Below are 22,949 nucleotides of genomic sequence, written 5' to 3' on the forward strand. Positions count from 1 at the left end.
ATGAAGTTACGTCATTTTCGCCCCGGGCTTCATGCGTTCTGGTTGTGGCTTAAGCTGCTGTGGAAGCGCATTGATAATGATGCCATGACGACGCAGGCAGGCAACCTGGCCTTTGTCTCGTTACTGGCGCTGGTGCCGTTGATTGCCGTGGTCTTTGCGCTGTTTGCTGCGTTTCCTGTGTTCTCTGATATTAGCGTACAGCTTAAGAATTTCATTTTTACCAACTTCATGCCCGCTGCGGGTAACACGCTGCAACGTTACCTTGAGCAGTTTGTGGCAAACGTGCACCGGATGACGGCCGTGGGCGCGGTGGGGTTGATCGTAACGGCGCTGTTGCTCATGCATTCCGTGGATTCGGCGCTGAATGCGATCTGGCGCAGCGACAAAAAGCGGCCGCTGGTCTATTCCTTTGCGGTTTACTGGATGATATTAACGCTCGGGCCCTTGCTGGCGGGTGCCAGTTTAGCCATCAGCTCTTATCTGCTGTCGCTGAAATGGATCAACGTGACGGGCGTAACCAGCCTGGTCGATCAGATGCTGCGTTTCTTTCCGCTGCTCTTATCGTGGCTGTCGTTTTGGCTGTTATACAGTATTGTCCCGACACAGCGGGTTCCTTCGCGCGATGCGTTGACGGGGGCGCTGGTCGCCGGACTGTTGTTTGAGCTGGGGAAAAAGGGCTTTGCGCTCTATGTTACGATGTTCCCGTCTTACCAGCTGATTTATGGTGTGCTGGCGGTGATCCCCATTTTATTCCTGTGGGTTTACTGGACCTGGTGTATCGTACTTCTCGGTGCGGAAATTACCGTGACCTTAGATGACTACCGCCAGTTCAAACGGCAGGAAAGAGAAAAAGAACGAGAGGACGGATGATTGCTTTAATTCAACGCGTTCAGCGTGCCAGCGTCAGTATTGATAACGCTGTTGTGGGTGAAATCGGACAGGGATTGTTAATACTGTTGGGCGTTGAAAAAGGTGATGATGACAAGCGCGCCGAGCGGCTGGCGGAGCGCGTGCTGGGCTATCGTATTTTTAGTGACGACCAGGGCAAGATGAACCTGAACGTCAAACAGGCGGGCGGCAGTGTGCTGGTGGTGTCTCAGTTTACGCTGGCTGCCGATACGCAAAAGGGCATGCGCCCCTCATTTTCCGGCGGGGCTGAGCCACAAGAAGCAGAACGGCTGTATGACTATTTCAGCGCGTGTTGCCGTCGCCATGACGTGATGACCGCGAATGGCCGTTTCGCCGCGGATATGCAGGTCGCGCTGGTCAACGACGGGCCAGTGACATTCTGGTTACAGGTATGACGCCGCATACCGCGCGGCTAAACCTCCGCCATCCCGCATCAGACCGAGAGAAACATTTTATGTATCATCTTCGTGTGCCACAAACGGCGGAAGAGCTGGATGTCTATTATCAGTTCCGCTGGGAAATGTTACGAAAGCCGCTGCATCAACCCCAGGGTTCTGAACGTGATGCCTGGGATGCGTTAGCGCATCATCAAATGGTAGTGGATGAGCAGGGTAAACCCGTTGCGGTGGGGCGACTTTACATCAATGCGGATAATGAGGCGGCGATCCGTTTTTTAGCCGTACACCCAACCGTTCAGGGGAAAGGCCTGGGCACGCTGGTGGCGATGACGCTGGAGTCGGTTGCGCGTCAGGAAGGCGTCAAACGTGTGACGTGCAGTGCGCGTGAGGATGCGGTGGCGTTCTTTGCCAAGCTCGGATATGTCAATCAGGGCGAAATTACTGCTCCACAGACCACGCCGGTGCGCCACTTTCTCATGATTAAGCCGGTTGTTACGCTGGATGATATCTTACACCGCGCGGACTGGTGCGGGCAGCTACAGCAGGCCTGGTACGAGCACATCCCCCTGAGTGAAAAAATGGGCGTGCGGATTCTGCAATATACCGGGCAAAAATTTATTACCACCATGCCGGAAACAGGTAATCAAAACCCGCATCATACCTTGTTTGCCGGAAGCCTGTTTTCGCTGGCCACGCTTACCGGCTGGGGGCTGATCTGGCTGCTACTGCGTGAGCGCCATCTCGGTGGCACCATTATTCTGGCCGATGCGCATATTCGCTATAGCCGTCCGATCACCGGCAGGCCGGGTGCTATTGCCGACCTTGGCTCACTGAGTGGCGATCTCGATCGCCTGGCACGGGGTCGCAAAGCCCGTGTTCAGCTGGACGTGCAGCTATTCGGTGATGATGAGTGTGGTGCGGTATTTGAAGCGGTGTACATCGTGTTGCCTGTGGATCCGGACGGGCCGCTCGAAGAGGGCGGCTCAGGGGCGCGCATCAATTAAACGACAGGGCCGCGATTGCGGCCCTGTGTGTTTTACTTCACCTGACCTGCCTGCATGGTCTGCTGCAGTTGCTGGCTGTCTGTATTCACCGACAGCGTGGCGTTAACCGACGGTGCCAGCGGCTGATCGGCCTTCAGGGAGGCATTCAGGCGCAGCTGGAAATTGCTGTCGCCTTCCAGAGGAAGGGCGGGCCAGCCCCAGTTTTGCAAGACATTGACGGGTACGCCGCGACCAGTCAGGTTAAGGCTAACTGGGCGGTCGGTTTGCTGACCTACGGTTGCCGTGCCTTCCAGTAAACCCTTAGCGCTAAACGCGCTGAGTTCCGTCACCCTGATCTGCCGATCGTCAGCCTCCAGCGCAATGGACGGATGGCGTAAATCCGTGCGGTTAAAAGTCGACTCCGCTGCATTCAGGCTCAGTTTCCCTGACCAGATCCCCCATTGATGCTGACGGGCCAACTGCAGATTCTCACCATTGCCATCCAGTGAGGTAAGCTGGAAAGGAAACGCAGGATTGATGTCGATAATCAAATTGCGGTTTGAGGTGAAACGGGTCACGGTAATCCCATCCAGCCAGTCTGGAAGGGGATCCTGCCATAACGCCCGCCAGTTCTGTGGCAGCGTATATTCCAGGCCCGCGACGGCCAGGTTATTCAGTGTTAAGCGTTTGTCGTTACGTGACCAGTTACCGTCAGCCCGGATCACGCCGTTGGCCCAGCGTGAGCTGAACTGGGTCAGGGCAATCCCCTGTCGCGAGAAGTCCATATTGATAATGGGATCGTTGAGCTCGAATTTGCCATTGATAAAGTTGCCTGCGTTCATCGCCAGTGAGCCATCCTGACTCTGCCAGTCCCGGCCTTTCCAACTGATATTTTTCAATGTCAGATCGAGATCGGTTACCGCCCAGTCAGGGCCCTGCAGCCGGGCATCGGTAATATCGACGCGGTTCAGCGTAACCGAGGGCACCTCTTCAAACGGCTTCAGGAAATCGACAAGCGAGCTGGCGGTTTGCAAACGGATATCGTTCAGGCGGAGCTGATTGATCTTCCAGTTTCCCTGCGCATCGCGCTCTCCGTTACCGGTCATCGAGCCCCGGGCTAAATCCGCGCCGATGTTGCTAAACGTCATGCGGCCCTGGGACACGTTGCCCTGAATCAGCACGTTTTCACCTGCCACGCTGTTGAGCGTCATCTTGCCTGCACTCATCTGGAACTGTGCATCTTTACCCAGCACATCGTCGGGCAAGGGCTTCCACGGCAGAATGCCGCCATTCACCTGCAGTGCGGAAAGCGGTAAAACGGAAGCGGGACTGTCGATGCGCATGTTGTTCAGTTGCAGGCGATCGGCCTGCACGGGTAAGGCGCTATTCCTGGCCAGATTGGTCAGGTTAACCTCACCGTCACGGAGCTCTATGCTGGCAAAATGGAAGGGATCGCTGAACTGCATCAGGGCGATGCCAAGATCGACGCGTTTGGCGACCAGCACGGCCGGTTGTCCGTCATGGCCAAAACTGAAGTCATCCAGAATAATGTGTGTAGGTGATGAAAAGTTATGTTCGATTTTGCTCAGCGACAGATGCCATTCCGTTTTGTCGCTCACCCAACGGCTAAACCAGCCCGCGCCCCACTGTGTTTGCAGCAGTACATACAGCACCACTAACGCAAACAGTAGTAGTAACAATAAGGTAAGGAAAAACTTTCCTATAAATTTCATCGTATCCTTCCCGGGTTCAGTCCGCTGAAAGGTTGTTATGCCTGAATTATCGTTATAGCTCAACCGCCTGGATGTAAATCAGCATAAATAGCAGGCAGGCCGCAGCCTGCCTTAAAACGACTTTTCCGGTGGAAAGACGAGATTAAGCACAATCGCTGTGATGCCCCCTGCGGCAATGCCGGAAGACAGTAAGGTTTTCAACCAGTCCGGTGCAAACTGCAAAATCAGCGGTTGCTGTGACACGCCAAGTCCTGCGGCCAGTGAGAGGGCGATAATCATGATTGCACGCCGGTTGAGCGGCTCTCTGGAGACAATACGTACGCCGGATGCGGCGATGGTACCAAACATCACGATAGTTGCGCCGCCCAGAACCGGCTCAGGAATATGCTGCACCAGTCCACTCACCGCCGGAAACATACCCAGCAGGATAAGCATCAGCGCCACAACAAAACCAACATAGCGGCTGGCAACGCCGGTCAGCTGGATAACGCCGTTATTCTGCCCAAAACAGGAGTTAGGAAAGGTATTAAACAGGGCAGAGACAAAGGAGTTCAGGCCGTTAGCGAGCACGCCGCCTTTCAGGCGCTTCATATAGATGGGGCCGCTCACCGGTTGTTCCGATACATCTGAGGTTGCGGTGATATCACCAATCGTTTCCAGCGAGGTCACCATAAACACCAGCATGAGCGGGATGAGCAGATTCCAGTCAAAACCCAGACCGTAATAAAGCGGAGTCGGCAACGCCACGATCGGCTGATCGGCCGGTGTGCTGATGGATGGCAGCATATTCATCGCCCAGGCCAGCAGGTAGCCCACCGCCATTGCAATCACCAGGGAGGCAACGCGGAGATAAGGATTTTTTTGACGGTTCAGAAGGATAATCACGACCAGAACGACGCCGGCCAGCAGCAGGTTTTTCGGTGCGCCGAAACTGTGATCGTTCATGGCGGCAAAGCCGCCGCCGACGGAGGTGAGGCCAACCTGAATAAGCGATAACCCAATGATCATTACGACAATACCGGACACCAGGGGCGTGATGATACGGCGAGCCAGGTGCAGCACCCGTGACAGTACCATTTCCGTGCAGGATGCGACCATCAGCGTTCCAAACAGCGCCGCCATCATCGTGGGCACATCTGCGCCGCCGTTCTTCAGCGCCATCCCACCCATAATCAGCGGTGTGACAAAGTTAAAGCTGGTGCCCTGAATAGACAGCAAACCTGAGCCAACCGGCCCCCACGTTTTAATTTGCAGCACTGAGGCTACGCCAGAGGCAAACAGAGACATGCTGATGATGTGCTGTGTGTCCTGCGCCGGTAAACCCAATGCCTGGCAGATGAGCAGCGCGGGCGTAATCACCGCGACGAACATGGCCAGCAAATGCTGACCGGCTGCAAACAGGGTTTGCGCAAGCGGCGGGCGATCTTCCAGGCGGTAGATCAGTTCACTTTTACTGACGGATGAGGAGGCTGGCTGCTGATTGGTCGACATTGTAACGGTTCCCAAAAAAAGTGAGGCGATTGTAATCTGCAACGGCTCAAAAGCAAACGTTTGCTAACGGTGGCAAAAAAAGTGTCAGGCGTTGCTGTAGCGGCCGGTTTCCGGCAGCCAGCGCTCGATTAGGGCGTGTGCCTGTTCAGGATAGTGCTGGTGGATATGCCGTGCGACGCGTTGAACTTCAGGAATCATGGCCTGATCGCGCAGGAGATCGGCAACCTTAAACTCAGCATTACCGGTCTGGCGCGTTCCCAACAGTTCACCCGGCCCCCGAATCTCCAGATCGTGTTGGGCAATCACAAAGCCGTCGTTGCTGTCGCGTAGCACCTGCAAACGCTTCTGCGCCGTTTTGCTCAGCGGCGCTTTGTACAGCAGCACACAGTGAGAGGCAACCGCACCCCGTCCCACGCGTCCGCGTAGCTGGTGCAGCTGAGCCAGCCCAAGCCGTTCCGGGTTTTCAATAATCATCAGGCTGGCGTTTGGCACGTCCACGCCGACTTCAATTACGGTAGTAGCGATTAACAGCTGGATCTCGTTCGCTTTGAAAGCCTGCATGACTGCCAGCTTTTCCGCCGGTTTCATACGACCATGCACCAGTCCTACCCGCAAATCAGGCAGCGCCACGTTGAGTTCTTCCCATGTGGCTTCTGCCGCCTGGGCTTCCAGCAGGTCCGATTCTTCAATCAACGTACAGACCCAGTAAGCCTGACGGCCCTCGTGACAGGCCTTTTGTACGCGCTCAATAATCTCACTGCGACGGCTGTCCGGAATGGCAACGGTCGTGACCGGCGTCCTGCCTGGCGGCAATTCGTCAATGGTTGATGTATCCAGATCGGCATAGGCGGTCATGGCCAGCGTGCGCGGAATGGGAGTGGCGGTCATGATCAGCTGATGGGGATGAAAACCCTGCTCCTCCCCCTTTTCCCATAGCGCGAGCCGTTGATGAACACCAAACCGGTGTTGCTCATCAATAATCACCAGCGCCAGCCCGTTGAACTTCACCTGCTCCTGAAACAGTGCATGTGTGCCAACGACCATGGCGACACTACCGCTCGCGATGGCATCCTGCTGCGCCTGACGCGCTTTGCCTTTTTGTTTACCTGCCAGCCAGCCGACTTCCAGACCCAGTGGCGCGAGCCATTGACGAAAATTGATTGCATGCTGTTCGGCCAGCAACTCTGTCGGTGCCATCATCGCCACCTGTTTGCCGTGAGCAATAACGTTCAGGGCGGCGAGGGCGGCAACTAACGTTTTTCCTGAGCCGACGTCTCCCTGGACCAATCGCAACATGGGGAAGTCATTGGCCAGGTCTTTCTCAATCTCGGCGACCACGCGTTTTTGGGCAGAAGTGGGTGAAAAAGGCAGAGCGGCCAGTAACTGGTCACTCAATGTATGCCGGGCAGGCATGGGCAGAGCATAATGGCGCTGTGCGCCAGCCCGAACCGCCAACATACTCAGGTTATGCGCCAGCAGTTCTTCCAGAATCAGCCTGCGCTGCGCAGGATGGTGCCCGCTTTCAAGTTCGCTGAGTTTCACATCTGGCGGTGGCCGATGCAGCGTATGTAAGGCCTCGGGCAGGCTGATCAGTCCGCCGCTTAACGCCTGCGGCAACAGCTCCGTAATCGGGCAGTTTTCCAGCAAAGTTAACGCCTGGTCGGTAAGGTTGCGCAGCGTCGCCTGACGAATGCCATCAGTTGTGGGATAAACGGGCGTCAGGGTTTCTTCCAGCGTCACGGTGCTGTGCTCGCCCTGTACACGGTATTCCGGATGAATGATTTCTGCACCGCGCTGGCCACGTTTTATTTCACCATAGGCGGTGACACGTCTGCCCGGCGCGAGGCTGTTTTTCATCCCGGCATTAAAGTTGAAGAAGCGCATGCTCAGCACGCCGCTGCCGTCACTGATTTGGCACACCATCATGCGCCGGCGGCCAAAAGTAATCTCGGTATGCAGGATATCGCCTTCAACAGTTGCCCAAATGCCCGGTAACAGGTCATTAATGGCATAAAGTTGGGTACGATCTTCATAACGCAGGGGAAGGTGAAGCAGTAAATCCTGAATGGTATGCAGGCCAATTTTAGCCAGCTTTGCCGCCTGACTGGCGCCGACGCCGGTCAGGGTACTGAGCGGGATGGCATCCAGCAGACGGCCTTTCATTTCTTACTTCTGCCTGTAGATTGCATCGTTGCCCACCAGGTTTCATCGGCTTCTATCTCGCCCTGAGCATTGATATAAGGATACGGCATGCGCTTGTGCTTTGCCACGCGGGCCAGAACGGGATAGCCGCCCTCAAACAGCAGGCGCTGTTGCTCTTCCGGGGCTAAAAGGCTGGTCTGACGTTGATACATACCGGCATTTTGACGCTGGCGCTGCGCTTCATAAAGAATCAGGGCAGATGCAACGGAAACGTTGAGTGACTGAACCATACCGACCATCGGAATAATGATATGACGATCGGCCAACGCCAGAGCTTCATCAGTAATACCGGTTTTTTCCTGCCCCATCAAAATGCAGGTGGGTTTGGTGTAATCAATCTCACGAAAATCCACGGCGTCAGCAGAGAGGTTGGTCGCCAGTATCTGCATGTTTTGCGTTTTAAGATGGCTAATGGCGTCGTTGATTGAGCGGTGCGTTACCACGTTCACCCAGCTGTTACTGCCGGCCGATGCCGACGCCTGGGTGCGCATGCGCTGGCTGGGCCATACGGCATGGACCTCATGAATCCCTACCGCGTCGGCGGTACGAATGACAGCGGAAACGTTATGAGGCTTATGCACCTGCTCCATGCAGACGGTAAGGTCGTGCTGGCGCAGGGCCAGCATTTCCTGGATACGAGCAAAGCGTTGAGGATTCATGCACTAGTTACGGTTGCGGTGAACTTTGATCACATCCGGCATCACACGAATCTTACGCATGATATTCGCCAGGTGGACGCGATCGCGTGCGGTCAGACGGATAAAGGCACTGTAAACGCGGCCATCGCGCTCTTCAGTATTCAGGCTCTGGATATTGGATCCGGCAGTATTAATGGCTGCCGTGAGATTAGCCAGTGCACCCTGGTGGTTAAACATATCCACCTTGATCTCAGCCACAAACTCCTGTTCGGTGACTTTATCCCACTCTACCGGCATGAATTTTTCTGGCTCTTTTTGGTAGCCGCGAATATTTCGACAGGATTCATGGTGAACAACCAGGCCTTTACCGGGGCTGACGTGAGCGACAATGGGATCGCCAGGAATAGGGCGACAACATTTCGCAAAGGTAATCAGCACGCCGTCTGCACCTTTGATGGGCAGCTTGCCTTGTTTTTTGTTATTGCTGAGCGTGCTGGTGTCGGTCTGGAGCAGGTTCTTGGCCACGACCACGCTCATTGCATTACCCAGACCGATTTCCGCTAACAGATCGTCCAGTGACGTCAGTTTCATGCGATCAAGCTCATGCTTGATGTTTTCAGCCGGTACTTCCGCCAGTTTACGACTGCCGCCCATTGCATGGCTGAGCAGGCGACGTCCCAGGTTTACCGAGTCTTCGCGCTTGAGGTTTTTCAGTAGCTGACGGATCTTAGCGCGAGCTTTGGAGCTGACCACGAAGTTGAGCCAGGCAGCGTTAGGACGCGCGCCGGGCGCGGTGATGATCTCGATAGTTTGGCCGCTGGTGAGCGTCTGAGACAGCGGATAAGGCTGACGATCAACGCGCGCGCCTACACAAGCATGACCAATATCGGTATGTACCGCGTAGGCGAAATCGACCGGCGTGGAGCCTGTCGGCAGTTCGACGATACGGCCTTCTGGCGTAAAGACGTAGATCTCATCCGGGAAGAGATCGGATTTCACGCTTTCGATGAATTCAAATGAACTGCCGGCGCTCTGTTGCAGTTCAAGCAGGCTTTGCAGCCAACGCTGAGCGCGGATTTGCGCCGTGGTACCGCTTTCGCCTGCCTGCTTATAGGCCCAGTGCGCGGCAACCCCCATTTCAGCCATCTGATCCATATCTTCGGTACGGATTTGCACCTCAACCGGTACGCCATGTGGCCCGATCATTGAGGTATGCAAAGATTGATAGCCGTTAGCTTTGGGGATTGCAATATAGTCTTTTACCCGGCCCGGACGCGGCTTGTACAAGCTGTGCATCTGACCCAGCACGCGATAACAGGTATCTAAATCTTTGACGATAACGCGAAAGGCATAGATATCCATGATCGAGTGAAAACGCTGCTCTTTGAGCGTCATTTTGCGGTAGATAGAGTAAAGGTGCTTTTCGCGCCCACTTACCCGGCAGGGGATACCGGCTTCCTGCAGGCGGCCATCGATTTCAGAGAGGATTTTTTGAATCATCTCTTTACGGTTGCCGCGGGCCGCTTTCACGACCTCTTTAATCACCCGAAAACGATTGGGATAGAGCGCTTCAAAACCGAGCTCTTCCAGTTCTGTTTTTAGGTGATGAATACCCAGGCGGTGCGCCAGTGGACTGTATATTTCCAGCGTTTCGAGCGCGATGCGACGACGTTTATCGGGACGTAACGACCCGAGCGTTCGCATGTTGTGGGTACGGTCAGCCAGCTTGATGAGAATGACACGGATATCCTGCACCATTGCCATAATCATCTTGCGGAAGTTCTCTGCCTGCGCCTCTTTCTTGTCTCGGAATTTCAGCTTATCCAGCTTTGAAACGCCTTCAACCAGTTCGGCAACGCTCTTGCCAAACAGCTGTTCCATATCCTGATAGGTAGCTGGCGTGTCTTCAATAACATCGTGCAAAAGCGCGGCCATGAGCGTTTCATGGTCGAGCTTCATTTCTGCCAGAATACAGGCTACTGCAACAGGATGGGTGATGTAAGGCTCGCCGCTGGAGCGTGTCTGTCCCTCGTGGGCATCACGTGACACAAGATAAGCTTGCTTGAGGCGCTTAATCTGGTCCTCAGGCAAGTATTGTTCAATCAGTTGATTGAGACTTTCAAACAGATACAAGGTTGACCTGCAGCTAGCTGTTAACGACGACCTTCAGCGATAGCGGTAACGGCCTGTAACTCAGCGGCTTCCTGCTCTTGCTGCTCCTGACGATCACGCACATCTAAAATCTGATTGGTGACCAAACCTTCTTCGATTTCGCGCAGTGCGATAACGGTAGGTTTATCGTTCTCTTCCGGAACCAGCGGATCTTTTCCGCCTACCTGCATCTGACGTGCACGACGTGCAGCGACCAACACCAGGTCAAAACGATTACCAACTTTTTCTACTGCGTCCTGAACGGTTACGCGTGCCATAGGTGTGCTACTCCACAGATGAAGAAATGACTCGGCATCATACTGAAACTGGGTTCAGACTGCCAACAGTTTGCTGATTAAAGCATCATGGCGCGCTTTCTGACGGGCCATGCGCAGACGTTCTGCGCGAATAATGGTTTTCAGATCCGATAACGCCAGATCAAAATCATCATTCACAATTAAATAGTCGTATTCGGCGTAGTGGCTCATTTCTGCCACGGCCTGTGCCATCCGACGCGCAATGACCTCTTCGCTGTCCTGACCGCGACCACGCAGGCGACGATCCAGTTCTTCTTTCGAAGGCGGCAAGACAAATATGCTGCGCGCTTCTGGCATCTTAGCGCGAATTTGCTGCGCGCCCTGCCAGTCAATATCAAGAAAAACGTCCACGCCGGTCGCCAGGACCTGTTCAATTGCCTTACGCGAGGTGCCGTAATAGTTGTCGAAAACTTTCGCGTGCTCCAGAAAAGCATCTTCCGCGATCATTTTTTCGAACTCATGCTGTTGAACAAAGAAGTAATGTTCACCATGCGCTTCGCCCGGACGCATACCACGGGTGGTATGGGAAACAGACACTTGCGTATCATACAGCGGCTGCGTTTTTAACAGTGCCTGAATCAGACTGGATTTTCCTGCACCACTGGGCGCAGAAACAATATAGAGCGTACCTTGGGCCATGATTTTCTTGAATTGATTAAGTGCGGAGTCGGTTTCCTGCACAGTATACACAGCTTCCCCGCCCCACGCAGCGTTTGCGCCATCCTCAAAGCGAAAAGTTTATGCGACATGCTACGCAGCCCAGCCTGCAGCAGCTGAAAACACAACTCTTTGTTCGCCTAACCCGTTCCAGAACACCGGAACAGGGCTGGCTCAGCCTGATGTTCAGAGATTGAATGGTTCAAAATCAGGAGGTGACGAATGAGAGGGATGTTTATTGTTGGGCTGCTACTGATATTCAGCACGTTTTCTTCCCTTGCGGCTTTGTGCCCCGCCTGGACGTCAGCGCGTGCCGTCAATGAGATCGCGCATTTGCAACAGCAACTTCGGCAGTGGGATAAGGCGTATTTCCAGCAAGGGCGCTCGCTGGTTAGTGACGCAGACTACGATAGCTTGCAGCAGCGGCTTAACCACTGGCAGCGCTGTTTTACTCAGGCTGCGGATGAATATGTGCCTGCCTTGCCTGAGGACGGTACGCAGTGGCATCCCGTTGCGCACACCGGCGTTAAAAAAGTACGGGATAAACGTGCGCTGGGTTACTGGATGCAGGCACGAAACGATCTTTGGGTACAACCAAAAATCGATGGCGTTGCCGTCTCCCTGATCTATCGACAGGGAAAACTGGTCTCGCTAATCAGCCGCGGCGATGGGTTACACGGCGAGCAGTGGCTGGCGAAAGCCCATCATATTCCTGCCATTCCATCGGTTATCGACAGTCAGCAAGGCAGCATCGTCCTGCAGGGCGAGCTTTTTTTGAAGATGACCGGTCATCAGCAGGCTGTGGACGGCGGCAGGAATGCCAGAGCCCGTGTGGCAGGGGCAATGATGAGCCAGGCTGACTCGCCGCTACTGGCACAACTGGGTATTTTTATCTGGAGTTGGCCTGACGGGCCGGCGAGTATGCCTGAACGTCTGGCCCGGTTGAGCTCATGGGGCTTTGACCTCGCCAGCCACTGGACTCAACCCGTTCAGGATGAAGAGGATGCGGCAAGCTGGCGCGAGCGCTGGTTTCACGCGCCCTTGCCTTTTGTTACCGACGGTATTGTTGTGCACCAGGCTGCCCGCCCGGCAGGAAAGTACTGGCAGCCCGGTGAGGGTGAGTGGGCCATCGCCTGGAAATACCAGCCACCGGAGGTGAGCAGTGAGGTACGATCCGTAGATTTCTCAATAGGACGAACGGGAAAGGTGGCGGTCGTACTGAATCTTCAGCCCGTTCAGCTTGATGACAAAACCGTCAGGCGTGTCAACATAGGGTCGTTAAAACGCTGGCGAGAGCAGGATGTCATCGCGGGAGATCAGGTGACGGTTAGCCTGGCAGGACAGGGAATTCCCCGGCTGGAGCGCGTTATCTGGCGCGTGGCGCAGCGTGATTACCCTGAGCCACCGGGTTCTGAGCACTTCACTCATCTGAGTTGTTATACGTTAACGCCGGATTGCCATCGCCAGTTACTGGCTCGCCTGAGCTGGCTGAGTCAAAAGTTCGTGCTGAATATTCCCGGCGTTCAGCGCAGCACCTGGCAGCGACTACTGGATACCGGTTGTATTACGCACCTGTTTTCCTGGCTGACGATTACGCCAGAACAGATTGCCGCTGCAGCAGGCATCTCCTCTGAAAGAGCACAGCAAATCTGGCATAGGTTCGAATTGACCCGCCAGCAACCTTTGCGTCGCTGGGTTAACGCATTGGGCATCGCGTTGCCCCAAAAGGCACTTCGCGCCCTGGCCGATAAAGAGTGGGAACCCTTGCTGGCTCGTGATGTGCAAACCTGGCAAGCGCTGCCCGGCGTGGGCGCAAGGCGTGCTGAACGCATTGCCGCACAATTTCAGGATGCCGGGCTGCGGAAGTTGATTACCTTTTTGCAGCAGCAGGGCATCCCGGCATCATCAGTGTTCAGGGTGGGGATAATTGAAGATGGGCAAGCCGAGTCGAAACCGCAGTGCCAGCAGGCGGGCAAAGAAACCGAAAAGTAAGGTGATGATGATCACCAGCTCATGTGCCAGAGGCGTTTTCAGTAGCAGGATGTACATCCAGCCAGAAGCGAAAGCGATACCGGCGTAAAGCTCTTTTTGAAAAACCAGCGGGATACGATTACAAAACATATCACGCAAAACCCCACCAAATACGCCGGTGATGACGGCACTTATCGCGGCAATGATCATGGCATGACCTGAATCCAGCGCAACCTGAGCGCCAATGATGGAGAACACCACCAGACCCAGCGCATCCAGAACCAGAAATACCTTGCGCAGATGTGTCATCAACGGCGCGGCAAAGGTGGTCACCACGGCAGCCGCGGCGACGATCATGATGTACTCAGGATGCTTTACCCAACCCAGTGGATAATGGCCAAGCAGAATATCGCGTACTGAACCCCCGCCTATCGCGGTCACAGAAGCAATAATGATCACGCCAAACAGGTCCATTTTACGACGGCCGGCGGCAAGTGCACCCGTCATCGCTTCAGCGGTGATACCAATGATATAGAGAACAGTAAGTAACATAGCAGACTCCAGGAAGACGGCGGCAAGGCTACGCCACTGAAGAGCACGGCGCGACTGAGATTTTCTGTTAGTGACGTTAAAAGTATTAGTAAAAATTATCCCGTTCTGGATAAGACATTAATAATCAATAAGGTGCATGGGGGAAGACACCAGTAGAGATGAAATTTTTTATTGGTTTTAATCCAGACACGCCAGGGGGCGCTGACGCATTGCCCTGATCTTGCTCTCTGCCATGACATTATGTTGGTCTAAACAGGGAAAGGAAACAACGCAAGAAAGCCATGCAGGGTGAAACCCTGTTGGGTGAATGGCAGCCCGCATGCAGAAGCCGGTGAAAAGCAGGACAGAATCCGCAGGAATAACCAATAACGGAAAGGGCTGTGTGTTCTCAAAAAAACGTGCTGACTGGCAGCACGTGAAGCCCTTTTTTCAGATGCCTGAAGTCCAAATACCTTCTTATCGCGGTACGTTCCTGATACAAACCTGGAAAAAGGTTTTCAGATTAAATTGATACTCGGGTTGAAACCAGACCCGGCCATAACAGCAGTAAGCCAGCATCCTTACTGAAATCATTGCCAGATAGCCCCATAACGCGCATAACACTGAAGGCGTGCTCCACACAGTCAGCAGCGTAATGATCAGTCCAACGAATACGGATGATATTTCACAAAAAGCGATATCGGAATACTGCTTTTCGCGCTGCAAGATCGCGCGGTAATGTTGACCCTGAGGGATGATAATAAAGATGACCGCTGCCATCTCCAGCATCATGGTAATCTCTGGCTGGTTAAAAAGATGATCGGCAACAATGCCGGAAATAAAAAGCGCAGAAAAAATGAGGAGGCCCATTAACACATTCCCCCAATATATGACAGACAACGTATTGTCGGAGAGGGGAGAATAGCGAATCACTTTGTTTGAAAAACCGCGATCCGCCAGTGTATCTATGACCAAAAGGCCGGCAATCACGACAGCCAGAAAATTGAATGCTTCTGCCTGCAGGAATTTACCCAGCAGGGAAAGTTGCAACACGCCAATGCTTAAGATTTTTATTGATGAAAGAAAGGGCCATTTAGCGTCAATAATATTTATTTTACGTATAGCCATGTTTTTTTCCATCGTGTAAATAATTATAGTGGTAAGCGGAGGTGAAATCCTGGCTTAGCGTTTGGTCTGTTTATACAGGTTATATTAACGGTCAAGCTGATGCTGTCGCGAACGGATCTATAGCGCGCATATTTCCCCTGGTGATGCTGAATCCCTGTTGTTGTTTTAATTATCCAGACGTCATTCATAATTATAACATTCATGATGCCATAATGAACATTACTGAACGCCTTTGTTATTTCGTTATATAAGTATTGCTGTGTGTAGGTGATTTATAGCGCTTTTTATTAGAAATAACATCATAAGGAAAATCTGATATGCGATTTGAGATAGGCGTTAATATTGAGTAACTGCATGATGTTTTTTGACTGACAGATAAAATCTACATATTTATTTGTGCCAGAATTCGGTGTGACTATCCAGCATAAAAGAGTCTGGAATAAAAAAGGCTTTTAAACACTGTACATAGGCACGCTGTGAAAGCGTGAGCCAGGATTTTTCCGCTTTAAAATGCTTAAGCAGCAGCAAAGCATAAACACGTTTGTTACGCGCGTGAGGGGTAAATACTTAAACATTCTGAACATAAAAAACCGGAGCGTAAGAATGACTCAACCGCTGTACTGGCAAATTCGCCTTAGGCAGTGATTAAAGAACGCAGGGAAAGGCGAGGCTGAACCTGCCTTGTTTGCCGTAACGGTAAAACAAATCTCGCCTGAAAAAGTAAAGCAGGCCAGAGCCTGCTTTGTCTTTATACGTAAAGAGACGCTTCACCCGGTGGGCGCGTTTTAAACCGGCGATGTAGCCAGAGGTACTGCTCCGGCGCGCGCATAATCTGGCTTTCGATCACCTTATTCATGTAAGCAGCAGCGGCTGATTCATCTTTGTGAGGATAGTTTTCCAGAATCGGTTCAATAATCAGTTTATAGCCATCGTTGCCGGGATTACGAATCAGCATGATTGGCACCATAGCTGGCTTGGCCAGGCGAGATAAAACATAGGTACCGTTCGTTGTCGCTGCTTTCTCAACGGCAAACAGTGGCGCAAATGTACTGCCTTTAGGGCCGTAATCCTGGTCCGGTGCAAACCAGACGGATTCGCCCTGCTTAAGTGCCTGCACCATGCCGCGCAGATCGCGACGGTCAATCATCGCCTTGTTGGAACGCATCCGGCCTTTGGTTTGTACGTATTCCATCGCGCGGTTGTTATGCGGACGGTACATAGCCATCATCGGCTGACACAACCCGCTGATGCGGCCACCCAGCTCTAAGGACATAAAATGGATGCCGATTAACATCACGCCACGGCCTTCATTTTGAGCTGAATAGAGGTTTGCAAGGCCAGAGACGTTGAATAAACGTTTAACCGCATGATCAGGCCAGAACCAGGCAATACCCGTTTCAACCAGTGCCATACCGAGAGAGGCAAAATTACCCGCGATCATGCTTTCTTTTTCTTCGTCGCTGATAAAAGGAAAGCAGAGTTCAATATTACGACGGGTTATGCGCTCTCGACGCTGAAGGAAATGACGGGAAAGTTTACCGGCACCTGCACCCAATCTCATCAGAACAGGATAAGGGAGTTGAACCAGAAGCCAGAGAATGCCTAGACCGAACCATGTAAACCAATAACGCGGGTGTAAAAGTGTGCTGCTGAACTGCCTGGTGTTTTTCATCATTGACCTTAAAGGATTGATGGATGTAACGCAAAAAGACCCATTCCTTAAGTTCCCAAGCGGTACGGCTGTACTAACTACGACCAGCACTTTATCAAAAAGTGCCCTCTGTCACAGTGAGCTTTCGTCACCCTGTGGAGTAAGACGATCGATGTAATGGCTTACTGAACGAACAAAACAGGGTGGTGTTTTATTTTTTAATGATTTAAAAACAACGTCTTAAGTATACTCTTGTAAAGCCAGAACGTTAAGGGAAGCGTAGGGAAATTAAGACAGTTCTGTACTCACAAGCTAAAATCTTTTCGAAAAACTTACATTCAGAGTGGCAAAATTCTAAAAATTGGCTAAGGACGAGTATGCGCCGGGATGTGATGAAAAGCGACATGATCCGTGCGATAAGTGATTTCGGCAGATCATAAGAGGAGAGAGTAAGGACATGCGTCTTCACAGGCTATACACGTCTGTCCCTGTACGTCACATCATAGCCTGAAAGAACATGCTGTACAAAAAAGGAGCGCTAGTAGTAATTCACAGTCATCATGCGGTAATTACCGACTTTTTTTAACTGCATCGTGCCCAGCTTGAATGGCAAAGATTGCTGGCTGTCATTCAACCCTAGGGTGGCAGCTTCGGTTTTACCTCCTCTTGTGCAGCTTTGCTTAATCTGAGAATGAACAATCAGGGTATCACATCCGGTCTCCACAATAGCACCACGAAAAGTGATTTGGCCGCCAGTTGCAAATGACGAGGATGATAGTGCCATTAAGACAAATACATAAGTTAGTTTTTTCATGGCTTCACACTCTGTGTTGATTTTCATAAACAAAGAACGGCACCAAATAATAAAACTTTAGTCGATCGTGCTTTTTTATTTTTTAAAAATTATTTTATACGATAGTGTGAGTGATTTAGCACTTACAGACTCTTATTAATGCCGATTTCTGGAAGAAGCTTAGTGGATTATAGTTCACCACCTTATGGGCATTTGTTTTCTTAGTAAGATTTTCTCTTTTTTAACAAATTCGCCTGAATACTGGGCGGTAAATCACAAAATAACCGTTTCAATAAGGCGTATGAAAATTGGGGTGCAGGTAGGCTGAAATGCGGCATCCAGGTCATGTATCACCCAGATGAAACATGTTCATTATCCGTACTGGAATTGTTGTGCGTCTGGGCTTCTTCGCGTTTTAGTTTCCGTCCTGCTTATCACATCTCACTATCCGGTTAGCGAAGGTTCTTCGGTGAGAACGGTTTACTTAAGAAATAAGGGGGCCTTGCCGAGAGGGCTGCATAATACTGACGATAAAAATCAATTCCATGTTCCGTTAAAAAAGGGAGCACCGAAAATGATAAGTTAACACTAAAGGGTTACAGATTTAATCTGTCTGCTCAGAAAGCATGAGTAAAACGGGCGTCCAGTGCGCTTACAGCAGGTTGTTAAGCCTTTTTACGCGCCTAAATTTGCTGAGCAGCAATGTGAAAAGTCCGCTATTACAAGGACTTGATAATGATGAAGTGACGTAGTAAACGCTATAAAGCGAAATTATCTATTACTCGATATTTTGGATTTGAATGTTGATTAAAATAAAATAAATGCTATTTATCATCATCTTAATGAGTTGATCTGTGACGGGGTTACCATTTTACTCCCCAATCAACTCCCCATTTATAACAGTGGCAAGCTGTTCAGCTCGCCAGGTTACAGATTGCATCTGTCATTGAATGGTTGTCTTTGATCTTTCACCTTTCATGAGTTCACCAGAAGGTTTCCGATAGTAAGATTCGGTTCCTATCCGGTAATAGGTATAGCCATCCTTTGTCTTAGTTATGTCCATGATCCAATTAGACTTATCAATACAATTTTCTTCTGTATTCATGTCATCGAAGCATAGTAAATAATCTGTATCATGATCTGGAAAAATACCTGAATTTTTAGGGGCAAGCTTTTGATATCTTCCGTCAAACTTCCAGATTGAAACAAAGTAAGTTTCAGCGGATGAGAGGGTTTTAGCTCCATTATTATCCCACCACTCAATTTTACTACTATCACTGAAAGGCATGTTTTTAACTAAAAATTCTTTATTAGAGCCAGTGCCGTGAACGGCAAGGACCTTAGTGGAATTAAAAAAATTCAAATAGAAGAATACAAGAATAATAGCTGCTAATATAAATATTATAATTTTTCTGGCTTTCATCCATTCCTCCGGCTACTAATTTCAAACTCGGCTTTCATATTTGTAAAAAAAGGTTTAAATGCAAATTTTTCCCATCGTTGGAGCACAAACCAGATGCGGAATGCCCTAATATAGTGAAACTTCATATTCATAATGTCAGTTTTGTCGAGACCAAAATGATCTTGTCCCGTAAAAGTTACTTTCGCTACATAACCACTCTCAGTGATATCAATTTTAGTGAGTTGTATCTTTGTGGCATATATGTCATGTATAGACATTCCTAATCCATTAAAGCTATCTGCCCATCTGTTAAACTTAGGAAGTATTGAATTTCCTATTGCTTTAGTTATTGAATCTTTGTCGGCATCAGATAAGCCATTTTTTACATCAATGGCAACCTTATCGAGCATAGACTGGATTATTTTTAGCGAAGATAACGGAGAGGATTGTTCGTTTAATATCAAACTTTTATATGCACTATCAAGAAAAGGGCTGGAATAGCTTTTTCCATTGCCATGATAAAAATGCTTTACAAGATTATTAAATAAATTATGTTGCCCTAAGTAATATGTAGGCAATGACACTCGAAGAAACTCATCGAAAAGGATTTGAGCAATTACCGTTTTTGATTTTGGTTGGGATTTACGGAAGGAACTAAATATTGAGACTTCCTCTCCAGTCCACGGATCAACGACATCAGAAACATCATCAAGACCTAAGTCGCTTCTAAGCTGTTTTTCAGTAAGATCGCCACATTGCATATCATCAGAGCTGTGGTCATTGAACTGATGCTTAGTCTGATAAAGTGTGACTGGGAACACCATAGCTGACATAATAACTTCCTTATGATATTAATTTTCAGACCAAACTCTTACTTGTGAAGGTAGATCCAAATCTTTAAATATCGTCATGTCTGTAAACTCAGTTCCTTGTCATTACAAGATATTCATTTCTGACTCTTAACCTATAGCTGATTAGTGTAATAATAAACTTCATATACGGGAAAGGGAAGTGCTGAGAATCTCATCTTTTTCTCAAATTACTGTCATAGCCTGGTCTCAATACTTTGACGTGCTCACCGCTTGGATGAAACAAATTGAAACGTACAAAACAGGTTGGAAATAAAAAGCCCTGATAAATCAGGGCGTTGATAAATATTGAAAAGCTTTGGAAAACAAGAGAAAATTATTCAATATTCTGGATCTGCTCGCGCATCTGTTCAATCAGCACTTTCAGCTCAATGGCTGAATTGGTGATCTCTGCATTAATCGATTTCGAGGCCAGAGTGTTCGACTCGCGGTTGAACTCCTGCATCATGAAGTCGAGCCGACGTCCGACGGCTTCTTTTTTCTTCAAAATGTTGTACGTCTCTTTAACGTGCGCATCCAGGCGATCCAGCTCTTCTGCTACATCCACACGTTGCGCCATCATCACCAGTTCCTGCTCCAGGCGGTTGTTTTCCAACTGCACTTCGGCGTCCTCCAGTTTGGCGATCAGCCTTTCACGCTGCCACTTAATGACATCAGGCAGTTGAGCTCGCACTTTACTGACTTCATGCGTTACCGCTTCCAGACGCTGCTCGATCAGGGATTTCAATGCGCTACCTTCGCTCTCACGTGCAGCAATGAAATCATCCAGTGCGCCATCTAGTGCCTGAATCAGCTGTGTATTAATCGCGTCCAGATCCTGTTCTGGCGCAGACATCACGCCAGGCCAGCGCAAAATATCCAGTGGATTGATCTGGCCTTCGTCGCTCTGCATCTTCACCCAGTTAGCGGCCTGAACCAGCTGTTTAGCCAGCGACTCGTTCAGCATCAGCTCGCCTTGTGCGCCGGGATCGGCATCAAAGCGCAGATTACATTCGATTTTACCGCGCGTCAGACGCTGGCGAATGCGTTCCCGAATCATCGGCTCCAGTCCGCGGAACTGCTCTGGCAGACGAATATAGGTTTCAAGATAACGTTGGTTAACGGAACGCAGCTCCCAGGCGGCGCTGCCCCATTCGCCTTTAACTTCACGGCGGGCGTAGGCGGTCATACTGCGGATCATAAGCGTTACTCATTTTCAGAAAGATTAAAGTCAGTATAACGAGGCAAAGCTAACCATAACAGGTGTAAGCAGCAGCAGGATGAGAGAACAAATTATTTCCGCTTTCAGCAACAGGCACTTATGCTGTTTACTGGCTTACTCGTTGAGGACCCCGTTTATGTCTCACGTATTACGCTTTCCTGTAATGCTGACCTTACTGCTGGCTGGCTGTCATTCGCCATCACCGCCACCTGTGCCATCAACCCGACCTGTTCCCATATGTGCTGGCGGTGAGGTGATGATGCAAACCACATTGTGGTTTGGTCTCAGTAAGCCACAAGGCGGTAGCGTGAGTTCGCTGGACTGGATGAATTTTATCGATAAACAAGTGACGCCTCGCTTTAAAGCCGGGCTCTCGGTTTATGATGCGCAAGGGCAGTGGTTGGGTGAAAACGGTCAGCTGGCGCGTGAGAAAAGCAAAGCGCTGGTGCTCATCTATAACTTTGACAGCGATAACAACAGCCGTGTCGAAGCACTACGCGAGCAGTATAAAAAACAGTTTGGTCAGGAATCGGTCATGCGTGTCGATTCGCCTTCCTGCGTGAGTTTCTGATGCCATTAACGGCGGCCCAGGCCGCCGTAAGATGATCAGATAAACAGTCCGGCGAACGCAGCCGAAAGCAGGCTTACCAGGGTCGAACCATATACCAGTTTCCAGCCAAATCGGGAGACGACGTTCCCCTGTTGTTCGTTCAGCCCCTTAATCGCGCCTGCCACAATACCAATCGACGCAAAGTTAGCAAACGAGACCAGGAATACCGACAGGATGCCTAATCCACGCGGCGTCATGCCTGCCGCCACTTTCTTCAGTTCGATCATGGCGACGAATTCATTGGCCACCAGTTTAGTGGCCATAATGCTCCCAGCCTGAAGGGCGTCGACGGCGGGGATGCCGATTAACCAGGCAAAAGGGTAAAAAACATAGCCCAGGAGCTGCTGGAAACTGTAGCCAAATAGCGCTGCGAACAGCGCATTGACGGCCGCGATCAGCGCAATAAAACCGATCAGCATTGCCAGAATGATCATCGCCACTTTAAAGCCCGCCAGGATGTACTCTCCCAGCATTTCGAAGAAACTCTGCTCCTCATGCAACTTATCCAGGGCTACAGGCTGTTCCTCGCTTTCCTTACCGGGATTAATAATCGACAGAATGATAAAGGTGCTGAACATATTGAGCAGTAGCGCCGCCACGACATAGCGAGCCTCAATCATCGACATGTATGCACCGACAATGGAAAGCGAGACGGTAGACATAGCGGTTGCCGCCATGGTGTAAAGGCGCTTCGGCGGGATATCCGCCAGAATACCTTTATATGCGATGAAGTTTTCAGACTGACCCAGTACCAGCGTACTGACCGCATTAAAAGATTCCAGCTTTCCCATGCCGTTGATTTTAGACAGGACAGTTCCCACCAGGCGGATTAGCAACGGCAGAATGCGCCAGTGCTGCAAAATACCAATCAGAGCGGAAATAAAAACAATCGGGCAAAGTACGCCAAGAAAGATAAAGGCCAGGCCCTGCTGACTCATGCCGCCAAAAACAAACTCTGTGCCTTGTGCAGCAAAACCCAGTAATGTTTCAAAGAAGCTGCCCACCGCTCCCACGAGCGCCAGTCCACTGGCAGAATGAAGGAAAAACCAGCCCAGCGCGGCTTCAACGATAATGAGCTGAATGATATAGCGCGGACGAATGTGTTTACGGTCATGACTGACCAACAGCGCAAGGGCGAAAATCACCACCAGCGCCAGCAGGAAATGTAAAATAGCGGCCATAGTTTAATCTGTTCGTAAAATGCGGCAAAAGGTAGGGCATTTAGCCATACTCCCACATGAATTTCATCCTGAGCCTTACAGCCCACTGCAAGAGACAGCGGGCCAGGAAGTCCGTATAATACGCAGCCAATCA

Annotated in this window: 20 protein-coding genes; 5 read left to right on the top strand and 15 right to left on the bottom strand. The window is 50.8% G+C overall.

The features are described 5' to 3' along the window. From NXS97_RS13395 to fabY, 3 genes are read left to right on the top strand one after another with little or no spacing between them, the layout of a single operon-like run. Complete coding sequence (locus NXS97_RS13395; RefSeq protein WP_013027778.1) at positions 1 to 870, top strand: virulence factor BrkB family protein; 870 nt, start codon at positions 1 to 3, stop codon at positions 868 to 870. Beyond that, on the top strand, positions 867 to 1,304 hold the full coding sequence (gene dtd, locus NXS97_RS13400) for a D-aminoacyl-tRNA deacylase (protein ID WP_013027777.1): 438 nt from the start codon (positions 867 to 869) through the stop codon (positions 1,302 to 1,304). Before NXS97_RS13395 ends, dtd begins: the two co-directional genes overlap by 4 nt. Before the next feature lie 59 nt (positions 1,305 to 1,363). Next, a complete protein-coding gene (gene fabY / locus NXS97_RS13405) occupies positions 1,364 to 2,311 on the top strand; it encodes a fatty acid biosynthesis protein FabY (RefSeq protein WP_026020958.1) in 948 nt (315 codons plus the stop codon). Positions 2,312 to 2,343: 32 nt separating this feature from the next. On the opposite strand, the gene NXS97_RS13410 is transcribed toward fabY, so the two are convergent. From NXS97_RS13410 to gmk, 7 genes are all read right to left on the bottom strand, one after another. Next, positions 2,344 to 4,023, bottom strand: a complete 1,680-nt coding sequence (locus NXS97_RS13410) for an AsmA family protein (RefSeq protein ID WP_041457872.1) — start codon at positions 4,021 to 4,023, stop codon at positions 2,344 to 2,346. A 111-nt stretch (positions 4,024 to 4,134) separates the two neighbouring features. Then, complete coding sequence (locus tag NXS97_RS13415; protein ID WP_072404746.1) at positions 4,135 to 5,514, bottom strand: NCS2 family protein; 1,380 nt, start codon at positions 5,512 to 5,514, stop codon at positions 4,135 to 4,137. 84 nt (positions 5,515 to 5,598) lie between these two features. Further along, complete coding sequence (gene recG / locus NXS97_RS13420) at positions 5,599 to 7,677, bottom strand: ATP-dependent DNA helicase RecG (RefSeq protein ID WP_116220167.1); 2,079 nt, start codon at positions 7,675 to 7,677, stop codon at positions 5,599 to 5,601. Next, a complete protein-coding gene (gene trmH, locus NXS97_RS13425) occupies positions 7,674 to 8,375 on the bottom strand; it encodes a tRNA (guanosine(18)-2'-O)-methyltransferase TrmH (protein ID WP_013027772.1) in 702 nt (233 codons plus the stop codon). Before trmH ends, recG begins: the two co-directional genes overlap by 4 nt. 3 nt (positions 8,376 to 8,378) lie before the next feature. Beyond that, complete coding sequence (gene spoT / locus NXS97_RS13430; protein WP_013027771.1) at positions 8,379 to 10,487, bottom strand: bifunctional GTP diphosphokinase/guanosine-3',5'-bis pyrophosphate 3'-pyrophosphohydrolase; 2,109 nt, start codon at positions 10,485 to 10,487, stop codon at positions 8,379 to 8,381. A 20-nt stretch (positions 10,488 to 10,507) separates the two neighbouring features. Continuing rightward, complete coding sequence (gene rpoZ / locus NXS97_RS13435) at positions 10,508 to 10,783, bottom strand: DNA-directed RNA polymerase subunit omega (protein ID WP_003851346.1); 276 nt, start codon at positions 10,781 to 10,783, stop codon at positions 10,508 to 10,510. Between the two features lie 54 nt (positions 10,784 to 10,837). Beyond that, positions 10,838 to 11,461: a guanylate kinase gene (gene gmk, locus NXS97_RS13440; RefSeq protein WP_014332998.1), complete on the bottom strand. Its 624-nt coding sequence runs from the start codon at positions 11,459 to 11,461 to the stop codon at positions 10,838 to 10,840. 240 nt (positions 11,462 to 11,701) lie between these two features. Here gmk and ligB point away from each other — a divergent pair, with 240 nt between their 5' ends. After that, on the top strand, positions 11,702 to 13,471 hold the full coding sequence (gene ligB, locus NXS97_RS13445) for an NAD-dependent DNA ligase LigB (RefSeq protein WP_072139134.1): 1,770 nt from the start codon (positions 11,702 to 11,704) through the stop codon (positions 13,469 to 13,471). On the opposite strand, the gene NXS97_RS13450 is transcribed toward ligB, so the two are convergent. From NXS97_RS13450 to NXS97_RS13480, 7 genes are all read right to left on the bottom strand, one after another. Then, positions 13,385 to 14,002, bottom strand: a complete 618-nt coding sequence (locus NXS97_RS13450) for a trimeric intracellular cation channel family protein (protein ID WP_013027768.1) — start codon at positions 14,000 to 14,002, stop codon at positions 13,385 to 13,387. The two genes, ligB and NXS97_RS13450, sit on opposite strands and share 87 nt — an antisense overlap. A gap of 456 nt (positions 14,003 to 14,458) precedes the next feature. Then, entirely contained in the window at positions 14,459 to 15,121 is a 663-nt protein-coding gene (locus tag NXS97_RS13455) for an oligosaccharide flippase family protein (protein ID WP_116220168.1), read from the bottom strand. A 736-nt stretch (positions 15,122 to 15,857) separates the two neighbouring features. Then, entirely contained in the window at positions 15,858 to 16,781 is a 924-nt protein-coding gene (gene lpxP / locus NXS97_RS13460; RefSeq protein WP_014333004.1) for a kdo(2)-lipid IV(A) palmitoleoyltransferase, read from the bottom strand. A 517-nt stretch (positions 16,782 to 17,298) separates the two neighbouring features. Continuing rightward, complete coding sequence (locus NXS97_RS13465; protein ID WP_019105388.1) at positions 17,299 to 17,574, bottom strand: hypothetical protein; 276 nt, start codon at positions 17,572 to 17,574, stop codon at positions 17,299 to 17,301. A 922-nt stretch (positions 17,575 to 18,496) separates the two neighbouring features. Next, positions 18,497 to 18,976 carry a DUF943 family protein gene (locus NXS97_RS13470; protein WP_013027764.1) on the bottom strand — a complete coding sequence of 160 codons (480 nt, stop codon included), beginning with the start codon at positions 18,974 to 18,976 and terminating at the stop codon, positions 18,497 to 18,499. Next, entirely contained in the window at positions 18,973 to 19,788 is an 816-nt protein-coding gene (locus tag NXS97_RS13475; protein ID WP_013027763.1) for a DUF3289 family protein, read from the bottom strand. The genes NXS97_RS13470 and NXS97_RS13475 overlap by 4 nt, the downstream gene beginning before the upstream one ends. A 352-nt stretch (positions 19,789 to 20,140) precedes the next feature. Further along, positions 20,141 to 21,004 carry a YicC/YloC family endoribonuclease gene (locus NXS97_RS13480; RefSeq protein WP_013027746.1) on the bottom strand — a complete coding sequence of 288 codons (864 nt, stop codon included), beginning with the start codon at positions 21,002 to 21,004 and terminating at the stop codon, positions 20,141 to 20,143. A gap of 157 nt (positions 21,005 to 21,161) precedes the next feature. On the opposite strand from NXS97_RS13480, the gene NXS97_RS13485 reads away from it, so the two are divergent. Then, complete coding sequence (locus tag NXS97_RS13485) at positions 21,162 to 21,596, top strand: DUF3574 domain-containing protein (RefSeq protein WP_014333006.1); 435 nt, start codon at positions 21,162 to 21,164, stop codon at positions 21,594 to 21,596. Between the two features lie 35 nt (positions 21,597 to 21,631). On the opposite strand, the gene NXS97_RS13490 is transcribed toward NXS97_RS13485, so the two are convergent. Beyond that, on the bottom strand, positions 21,632 to 22,816 hold the full coding sequence (locus tag NXS97_RS13490) for a NupC/NupG family nucleoside CNT transporter (protein ID WP_014333007.1): 1,185 nt from the start codon (positions 22,814 to 22,816) through the stop codon (positions 21,632 to 21,634). Positions 22,817 to 22,949: the final 133 nt, after the last annotated feature.

It is taken from the genome of Pantoea sp. B623 (assembly GCF_024814475.1).
GTDB lineage: Bacteria > Pseudomonadota > Gammaproteobacteria > Enterobacterales > Enterobacteriaceae > Pantoea > Pantoea ananatis.